Source organism: Streptomyces sp. NPDC005899, from assembly GCF_040629645.1.
Classification (GTDB): Bacteria; Actinomycetota; Actinomycetes; order Streptomycetales; family Streptomycetaceae; genus Streptomyces.
The window spans coordinates 1-6,926 of the sequence record NZ_JBEXWB010000333.1 but is presented as its reverse complement, the minus strand read 5'-3'; the positions used below and the strand labels follow the sequence as shown (position 1 = coordinate 6,926).

Genomic DNA, 6,926 nt, shown 5'->3' with positions numbered 1-6,926 from the left:
CGTTCCACGCCGAACCGTCCCATGGGATGAACGCAGCGCCGCCACGGTTGACGTTCCCGGGCGGGCCGGTCCCCTCCACGCACCGTGCCCGCCCGGGCGGACCGGGCGGGCACGGTGCGGAGGCGGGCGGGATCAGGCGAGCTTGCCCCGGACGACGGCCACCAGGTCGTCGAGCGCGACGGCCTGCTGTTCGCCGGACTCCATGTCCTTGAGCTGGACGTTGCCCTCGGCGAGATCGCGCTCACCGGCGACGACGGTGTAGCGGGCGCCCGAGCGGTTGGCGCTCTTCATCGCGCCCTTGAGCCCCCGGCCGCCGAACGCGAAGTCCGTGGCGACCCCGGCCTTGCGCAACTCCGTGACCAGGCCGAAGAGCACGCGCCGGGCCTCCTCGCCGAGCGGGACGGCGTACACGCTGGTGGTGGCGGGCAGGTCGAGCTCGACACCCTCGGCCTCCAGGGCGAGCACCGTGCGGTCCACCCCGAGGGCCCAGCCGACGGACGGCAGCGCGGGGCCGCCGATCATCTCGGAGAGGCCGTCGTAGCGGCCTCCGCCGCCCACCGCCGACTGGGAGCCGAGCCCGTCGTGGACGAACTCGAAGGTCGTGCGCGTGTAGTAGTCGAGGCCGCGGACCAGCTTCTCGTCGTCCTCGTAGACCACGCCCGCCGCCGTCAGCAGGTCGCGGACCTCCTCGTGGTACGCCTTGCAGGCGTCGCAGAGGTAGTCGCGCAGCATGGGAGCGCCGGTCAGCTGCTTCTGGACGTCGGCCCGCTTGTCGTCGAGCACCCGAAGCGGGTTGATCTCGATGCGGCGGCGGGTCTCCTCGTCCAGGTCCAGGTCGCGCAGGAAACCCTGGAGCGCCTCGCGGTAGACGGGGCGGCACTCCTTGTCGCCCAGCGAGTTCAGCAGGATGCGGAACCGCGCGAGGCCGAGCGAACGGTACGCCTGGTCGGCCAGGATGATCAGCTCGGCGTCCAGCGCCGGGTCCTCGGTCCCGATCGCCTCGGCACCCACCTGCGAGAAGTGGCGGTAACGGCCCTTCTGCGGGCGCTCGTAGCGGTAGTACGAGCCGGAGTACCAGAGCTTGACCGGGAGGTTGCCCGCCTTGTGCAGGTTGGCCTCCAGCGCCGCGCGCAGCACGGACGCGGTGCCCTCGGGGCGCAGCGCCAGCTTGTCGCCGCCCTTGGTCTCGAAGGCGTACATCTCCTTGGACACGATGTCGGTGGACTCACCGACTCCGCGCGCGAAGAGGGCGACGTCCTCGAAACCGGGCGTCTCGACGTAGCCGTAGCCGGAGTTCTTCAGGGGTGCGGAGATCGCCTCGCGCACCGCCAGGTACTTCGCGGAGTCCGGCGGGATGAGGTCGTACGTGCCCTTGGGGGCCTGGAAGGTGCTCACGGTGTTTTTCTCTCGTCACATTCCTCGGCGGGGCGCTGTGTCCAGTCCGTGCAGGTACGGGTTGGAGGCGCGCTCGCGGCCGATGGTCGTCTGGGGTCCGTGGCCGGACAGCACCACGGTCGAGTCGTCGAGCGGCAGGCACACACGGGCCAGCGACTCGAGCAGCTCGGCGTGGTCGCCGCCGGGCAGGTCGGTGCGTCCGACGGAGCCGGCGAAGAGCAGGTCGCCCGAGAAGAGGACCTGCGGCACGTCCGCGGCCTCGGGCATCCTGAACGTCACCGACCCCTTGGTATGCCCGGGCGCGTGCGCGACACCGAACTCCATGCCGGCCAGCTCCAGCCGGGCCCCGTCGGCCAGTTCCCGGACGTCGTCGGGCTCGCCCACGGTCAGCTCCCCCATGAGCGGCATCCCGATGGAGCGGCCGAGTGCCTTCTCCGGGTCGCTCATCATGTACCGGTCCCGGGGGTGGATCCACGCGGGGACGTCGTGGGCGCCGCAGACGGGGACGACCGAGGCGACATGGTCGATGTGGCCGTGGGTGAGCACGACGGCGACGGGCTTGAGCCGATGCTTCTCCAGCGCGTCCGCGACGCCCTGGGCGGCCTGGTGGCCGGGGTCGATGATCACGCACTCCTCGCCTGCGGCGGGGGCGACCAGGTAGCAGTTGGTCCCCCAGGCCCCGGCGGGGAACCCGGCAATGAGCACGATCGTCCTTAGTGTTCGTCCGTAGCGGGAGGGCCGCGGAGAGGATTGCGGCAGATCAGAGCCTACCGGCGCTCCTCATTCCACAGCTAACCCATATACCGTACGGGGCAACCCAGGCCCGATCACACGACGTACAAGGAGACCAACCGGTGGTCAGCAGCGATCAGCGGCGGCGGCAGCTCGCCCGGGAGAAGTTCGAGCGGCAGCAGCAGCGCCGGGAGGAGACGCGCCGGAGGACCAGGCGTCTCACGGTGATCATCGCCTCGTCGGTGGCCGTGGTGGCGGTCATCGGCGCGGGCGCGTACGTCTCCCTCGACGGCGACGACGGCGACGGCAAGAAGGCCGCGGAGGCGGCGGCGAGCCCGTCCGCGTCGCCCTCGGCGAGCGAGAGCGCTGCGCCCGAGCCCGCGATGAAGATCGACAAGAAGGCGAAGTACTCGATGTCGCTGAAGACCAGCCAGGGCGACATAGAGATCGCGATGGACGCGGCGAAGACCCCGCACACCACGAACTCGTTCAAGGCACTGGCGGACAAGGGGTACTTCGACGGTACGAAGTGCCACCGCCTGACCACCGAGGGCATCTTCGTCCTGCAGTGCGGCGACCCCAAGGGCGACGGCACGGGCGGTCCCGGCTACACGATCCCCGACGAGAACCTGACGGCACTGGGGAAGGCGGGCTCCGACGGTTCGGTGACCTATCCGGCGGGCGCGGTCGCGATGGCGAACACCGGCCAGCCGGGGACCGGCGGCAGCCAGTTCTTCCTCGTCTACAAGGACACCAAACTGCCGCCCAGCTACACGCCGTTCGGCACCATGGACGAGGCCGGCCTGAAGGCCGTGAAGAAGATCGCCGAGGCCGGCGTCACCGGTGGGGCGGCCGACGGTGCTCCGAAGAAGGCCGTCACGATCGAGAAGGCGGCTGTCGGGAAGGCCTGACCGGCCGGGCGGCCGCTCCGCCCGGCTCCCCGGTGCGCACCGGATAATTTCGGCCGCGCTGAGTGCGGACAGCCGGGCGGCCGGTCGCCTAGATTGGCGTTGTGCAGGGCGGGCGCTGCCCGCCCCAGGAAACTGTGGACGATGCACGGGGGGCGAACCCCCTCGATGCATCAGGTGGAGGAGGCGCTGTGAGCAGCGACCCGTGGGGCCGTGTCGACGAGACGGGCACCGTGTACGTGCGTACAGCCGAGGGCGAGCAGGTCGTCGGATCGTGGCAGGCCGGTTCCCCGGAGGAGGCCCTGGCCTACTTCGAGCGCAAGTACGAGGGCCTGGTGGTCGAGATCGGCCTCCTCGAGCGGCGGGTGAAGACCACCGACCTGTCGGCGAAGGACGCCACGGCGGCGATCGGGCACCTGCGTCAGCAGGTCGACGAGCACCATGCGGTGGGTGACCTCGCCGCGCTCGCCAAGCGGCTGGACGCACTCGTCGCGACGGTCGACTCCCGGCGCGAGGAGCGCAGGCTCGAGAAGGCGAAGCAGGCCGACGAGGCGCGCGGCGCCAAGGAGGCGCTCGTCGTCGAGGCCGAGGAGCTGGCGCAGAGCGAGCAGTGGCGGTCCGCCGGCGAGCGGCTGCGGGCGCTCGTCGACACGTGGAAGGGGCTGCCGCGTCTCGACCGCAAGTCGGACGACGAGCTGTGGCACCGCTTCTCGCACGCCCGGTCCGCCTTCTCCAAGCGCCGCAAGGCCCACTTCGCCGCGCTGGACGCCCAGCGGGAGGACGCCCGCAAGGTCAAGGAGAAGCTGGTCGCCGAGGCCGAGTCGCTCTCCGGCTCCACCGACTGGGGCACGACAGCCGCCCGCTACCGCGACCTGATGACGGAGTGGAAGGCGGCCGGGCGCGCCCAGCGCGAGGCGGAGGACGAGCTGTGGAACCGCTTCCGCGGCGCGCAGGACGTGTTCTTCGCGGCCCGCAGCGGTGTCTTCGCCGAGCGTGACGCGGAACAGGGCGAGAACCTCAAGCTCAAGGAAGAGCTCGCGGCCGAGGCCGAGAAGCTGGTGCCGGTGACGGATCTGAAGGCGGCCAGGGCCGCTTTCCGTGCCGTCAACGAGCGCTGGGAGGCCATCGGCCATGTGCCCCGTGACGCCCGCCCGAAGGTCGAGGGGCGGATGCAGGCGGTGGAGGGGGCGCTCCAGGAGGCCGAGGAGTCCGAGTGGCGCCGGACGAACCCGGAGGCGCGGGCCCGCGCCGAGGGTCTGACCGGTCAGCTCCAGGCCGCCGTCGACAAGCTGCGCACGCAGATCGACACGGCACGCGCCTCGGGCAACAACGCGCGGGCCGACAAGCTCTCGCGCGAACTCGAGGGCCGTCAGGCGCTGCTGGACCAGGCGCTGAAGGGCCTGGAGGAGTTCGGCGGCTGAGGCCCCCGGGGCCGGACGCTTCCGTCCGCACGAGAGGGGCTCCTGTACGTGTCGCGTACAGGAGCCCCTCTCGTGCGTCCGCTGCTCGCTACGGCCTGCGGGCCGAGGTGACCCGGTAGACGTCGTAGACGCCCTCCACACCGCGCACGGCCTTCAGGACGTGGCCCAGGTGCTTGGGGTCGCCCATCTCGAAGGTGAAGCGTGAGGTGGCCACCCGGTCGCGGGACGTCTGCACGGCCGCCGAGAGGATGTTGACGTGCTGGTCGGACAGGACGCGGGTGACGTCGGAGAGCAGCCTGGAGCGGTCGAGAGCCTCGACCTGGATGGCGACGAGGAAGACCGACGACTGGGTGGGTGCCCATTCGACGTCGAGGATCCGCTCCGGCTGCTGGGACAGCGAGTCGACGTTGACGCAGTCCGCGCGGTGCACGGAGACCCCGCTCCCCCGGGTGACGAATCCGATGATCGGATCGCCCGGTACGGGCGTGCAGCAGCGGGCCAGCTTGACCCAGACGTCCTCGACGCCCTTGACGACCACACCGGGATCCGCCTTGGCGCGGCGCTTGTTGCGCCCGTGCGAAGGCGGCGAGCTCTCCGCCAGGTCCTCGTTGGCGGCGTCCTCGCCGCCGAGCGCCTGGACGAGCTTCTGGACGACCCCCGCCGCGGCGACGTGGCCCTCGCCGATCGCCGCGTACAGCGACGAGATGTCGGGGTAGCGCATCTCGTGGGCGAGGGTGACCAGCGAATCGCCGGTCAGGATCCGCTGGATCGGCAGGTTCTGCTTGCGCATGGCCCGCGCGATGGCGTCCTTGCCCTGCTCGATCGCCTCGTCGCGCCGCTCCTTGGAGAACCAGGCGCGGATCTTGTTGCGCGCCCGGGGCGACTTGACGAACTGCAGCCAGTCGCGGGAGGGCCCGGCGCCGGCCGCCTTGGAGGTGAACACCTCGACCAGATCGCCGTTGTCGAGCGTCGACTCCAGCGGCACGAGACGTCCGTTGACCCGGGCGCCTATGGTCCGGTGGCCGACCTCCGTGTGGACGGCGTACGCGAAGTCGACCGGCGTGGCCCCCGCCGGCAGCGCTATGACGTCGCCCTTCGGCGTGAAGACGAACACCTCGTTGCGCGACAGGTCGAAGCGCAGGGACTCCAGGAACTCGCTGGGGTCCTCCGTCTCCTTCTGCCAGTCCAGGAGCTGGCGCAGCCACGCCATGTCGTTGACGGTGTCCTGGCCCCGGCCGCCGGTGTTCCTGGGGACGTCGGTACGGACCTTGGAGGCACCCGCGACGGCCTCCTGCTTGTACTTCCAGTGCGCGGCGATGCCGTACTCGGCCCGGCGGTGCATGTCGAACGTACGGATCTGGAGCTCGACGGGCTTGCCGCTGGGACCGATCACCGTGGTGTGCAGGGACTGGTACATGTTGAACTTCGGCATCGCGATGTAGTCCTTGAACCGTCCCGGGACCGGGTTCCACCGGGCGTGGACGGTGCCGAGCGCCGCGTAGCAGTCGCGGACGGTGTCGACGAGGACGCGGATGCCCACCAGGTCGTAGATCTCGGCGAAGTCGCGGCCTCGCACGATCATCTTCTGGTAGACGCTGTAGTAGTGCTTGGGCCGCCCGGTGACGGTGGCCTTGATGCGGGCGGCGCGCAGATCGGACTGGACCTCGTCGGTCACTATGGCGAGGTACTCGTCGCGCTTGGGTGCGCGCTCGGCGACGAGGCGGACGATCTCGTCGTACATCTTGGGGTAGAGGATCGCAAAGGCGAGGTCCTCCAGCTCCCACTTGATGGTGTTCATGCCCAGGCGGTGGGCGAGCGGCGCGTAGATCTCCAGCGTCTCGCGGGCCTTCTTCTCCTGCTTCTCCCGCTTGAGATAGCGCATCGTGCGCATGTTGTGCAGGCGGTCGGCCAGTTTGATGACGAGGACCCGGGGGTCCTTGGCCATGGCGACGACCATCTTGCGGACCGTCTCCGCCTGGGCGGCCTCGCCGAACTTCACCTTGTCCAGCTTGGTCACGCCGTCGACCAGGAGCGCCACCTGGTCGCCGAAGTCCTTGCGCAGGGTGTCCAGGCCGTATTCGGTGTCCTCGACCGTGTCGTGCAGCAGTCCGGCCATCAGCGTGGCCGGATCCATGCCGAGCTCGGCGAGGATCGTGGTGACCGCGAGCGGATGGGTGATGTAGGGGTCACCGCTCTTGCGCTTCTGCCCGCGGTGCCAGCGTTCGGCGACCTGGTAGGCCCGCTCGATCTGGCGCAGGGTGGCGGACTCGATCTTGGGATCGTTGCCGCGGACGGTGCGCAGGAGGGGTTCGAGGACCGGGTTGTACGGGCTGGAGCGCTGCACGCCGAGGCGGGCGAGGCGGGCCCGGACACGGTTGGAGGAACCGCCGGAGCGCACGGGCGGCGTGGCCGCCGGAGCCGGCGGCTCGGGAGCGGGCGGCTTCGGGAAATCAGCCACGAGGATCAGGAC

At 70.4% G+C, this 6,926-nt stretch carries 5 protein-coding genes; 2 read left to right on the top strand and 3 right to left on the bottom strand.

Annotated features, from left to right (window positions below; all coding sequences use genetic code 11):
• Window positions 1-132: 132 nt before the first annotated feature.
• The gene (gene hisS, locus ABZ371_RS26735; protein WP_358684118.1) at window positions 133-1,395 is read right to left on the bottom strand and encodes a histidine--tRNA ligase; all 1,263 of its coding nucleotides are present in this window, start codon (window positions 1,393-1,395) and stop codon (window positions 133-135) included.
• Window positions 1,396-1,410: 15 nt separating this feature from the next.
• Window positions 1,411-2,100, bottom strand: coding sequence for an MBL fold metallo-hydrolase (locus ABZ371_RS26730; RefSeq protein WP_358684116.1), 690 nt, complete (start codon window positions 2,098-2,100; stop codon window positions 1,411-1,413).
• A gap of 149 nt (window positions 2,101-2,249) precedes the next feature.
• Between ABZ371_RS26730 and ABZ371_RS26725 the strand changes: the two genes are divergently transcribed.
• Window positions 2,250-3,038, top strand: a complete 789-nt coding sequence (locus ABZ371_RS26725) for a peptidylprolyl isomerase (RefSeq protein WP_358684114.1) — start codon at window positions 2,250-2,252, stop codon at window positions 3,036-3,038.
• 188 nt (window positions 3,039-3,226) lie between these two features.
• Window positions 3,227-4,456 (top strand): DUF349 domain-containing protein, encoded by a 1,230-nt coding sequence (locus ABZ371_RS26720; protein ID WP_358684112.1) that lies wholly within the window; start codon window positions 3,227-3,229, stop codon window positions 4,454-4,456.
• An 88-nt stretch (window positions 4,457-4,544) separates the two neighbouring features.
• Here ABZ371_RS26720 and ABZ371_RS26715 read toward each other — a convergent pair whose 3' ends face one another.
• Entirely contained in the window at window positions 4,545-6,854 is a 2,310-nt protein-coding gene (locus tag ABZ371_RS26715) for a bifunctional (p)ppGpp synthetase/guanosine-3',5'-bis(diphosphate) 3'-pyrophosphohydrolase (RefSeq protein WP_358684119.1), read from the bottom strand.
• Between the last annotated feature and the right edge of the window lie 72 nt (window positions 6,855-6,926).